The following is a 1,712-nucleotide window of genomic DNA, read 5'->3' as shown; positions in this document are numbered from 1 at the left end:
GTCACAGAGCCCGTAGGATAAGTCCGTCCGGGGAAAGGGGAACTGCGCTCAAAATCCGATTTGTGCAACAGAGCCGTGAACGCCTTCTGCCTTTGCCCAGTCTTCGATGACAGCAGTGTCGGGCGGTTCCGCCCGTGGCCCGGGAGGCGAATCATTCGGTTCTTCCTCGAGTGGCCCAGGTAGAAACCACAGATCGTCTTCGCGAGCCTCTTCCTCCCCATCGATTGTGATGAGGGGGTCGTAAAAATCATCAGTTAAAGTAGGTTTTTGCGGTTTCATATGTTCAAAATACTGATTCTTTGCACATTACCCAAGAGATTTTCTGGCTCCTCTGCGCGTTCTTTATTTAGTACGCGCGCGCGACGACCGAAGGAACCTCTCAGATCGCGCTCAGTGCAAGGAAACCAAGGGATTGGGCGCCAGCTCGACGAGAGAACACTTACTTGCATTCGTTTATAAACGGTCGTTTAATAGCGATGTATGAAACTGCAGAAAGACTGTTTTGGTGCCCCTGATAGGTTACGCTCGGGTCTCGACCGAGGATCAGACCCCCCTGCCCCAGTCGCAGGCCCTGAAATCCGCGGGCTGCGCCGAGATCCATGGAGAACAAGCCTCGGGCGGCAATCTTGCGCGGCCGGTGCTGGCGCGGGTGCTGGAACGCGTATCCAAGGGCGACACGCTGGTGGTCGTGCGGATTGACCGCCTCGCGCGATCCCTGTCGCATCTGCTGGAGGTGATCGAGCGGCTGGAGGCCAAGGGTGCGTTCTTTCGTTCCATTCAGGACCCGATCGACACTGGATCCCCCCAGGGCAAGTTCACGTTGCAGGTCTTGGGCGCTGCGGCCGAGTTCGAGCGTGCCCTGATCCGGGAACGCACCAAGGCCGGCCTTGCCAGCGCACGCACAAAGGGCCGCGTGGGCGGGAACCCTGGGCTGCGGGCCAAAGACCCTGCCGCTCTTCGCAAGGTGCGGCTCGCGCGGCAGGACGGCTACATGGAGCGGCTGAACGAGACGGCTCAAGACTGGGTGCCCCAAGTGCGCCGGTTGCGCCCCGACTTGGCCTGGGAAGACGTTGTGCGCATCATCAACGGCCCCCTGCCCGAGGCGCGTCGCTGGACCCAAAGCCGTCTCTTGCGCGCTGTGAAGGCCTATGTCCGCGACGGCTTCCTGCCTGCAGAGGTGCTGGCCCGCGCCGGGCGCCGCGAAACCGACGACCGCCTGCCCGCAATTATTGCTGGCATCAAGGGCGCAGATCCCGACATCACGCTTCAAGCGATCTGTGAACGGCTGGAATCTATGCGCGAACGCACGCCTCGTGGCCGAACAAGATGGCAGCCGTCTTCGGTGAAAATGCTGTTGGAGCGGGCGGAACGACTTGGCCTCATGCCGTACGAATCGAGCCAAGATCAGATGTAGCTTCTGACCCGAATCCAAAAAATTTCACCGGGAGAAAACTCCGCAGGAGGCATAAAGTGCCAATAGTTGCTTGGGGTTAGCTGCTAATGTGCCAACTCAACAGAGTAGCGGCTCGATTCGGTTAGATCTGCATTTAATATATCTATATCAATGACTTGCTGAGTTTTTTATACGACAACACCTATAGGTGTTGTGGATAACTTTCACACTACATTTAGATTCTGTGACTGCCGGATGAATTCTCCCCAAAACGGCCGAGGTAAAATTCCCCAGTTAGCGTGCTGAGGTGTTTTGTTCG

General features: G+C 57.7%; 1 protein-coding gene. It reads left to right on the top strand.

Going from position 1 to position 1,712, the window contains the following annotated elements; genetic code table 11:
• The first annotated feature begins 505 nt into the window (after positions 1–505).
• Positions 506–1,414: a recombinase family protein gene (locus AC2FPW_RS16010; RefSeq protein ID WP_496814506.1), complete on the top strand. Its 909-nt coding sequence runs from the start codon at positions 506–508 to the stop codon at positions 1,412–1,414.
• Positions 1,415–1,712: the final 298 nt, after the last annotated feature.

Source organism: Ruegeria sp. SATB027 (assembly GCF_059613825.1).
Note: the sequence above shows the minus strand (reverse complement) of the source record. Positions and strands in the feature narration are given on the sequence as shown.